Annotated in this window: 1 protein-coding gene; it reads right to left on the bottom strand. The window is 68.8% G+C overall.

All coding sequences use genetic code 11. From position 1 onward, the window contains the following. On the bottom strand, positions 1 to 168 hold a 168-nt coding region (locus SB658_RS24245; protein WP_410602903.1), incomplete at its 3' end, for a RidA family protein. Positions 169 to 269: the final 101 nt, after the last annotated feature.

Here is a 269-nt window from a genome sequence, read left to right as displayed (position 1 = left end):
CTGGCGGGTCTGCTCCTTGACGTCGGGCGCGACGGCATTGCCGTTGGCCGGATCCTGAGGCCCGAAGCCGGCGGTGTAGAGCAGATCTCCGCTCAGGATCCCCTGGCTGTAAGGGCCGGCGGGCTGCGGGGCGTTCGAGGTGACGATGGCCTTCTTCTCGGCAGTCATTTTTCTCCTTGGGTGTGGGATGGGTGAGGTTGTGCGGCGCGGATGCCCCCGCCGGGGGTTGCACCAGTCAGCCGGCCTTCCGCGAGGACGCGGGTGCCGGA

The organism is Bacillus sp. SIMBA_008 (assembly GCF_046535495.1).
GTDB lineage: Bacteria > Bacillota > Bacilli > Bacillales > Bacillaceae > Bacillus > Bacillus subtilis.
The sequence above is the reverse complement of the archived record's forward strand: the minus strand, read 5'-3'. Positions and strand labels throughout refer to the sequence as shown.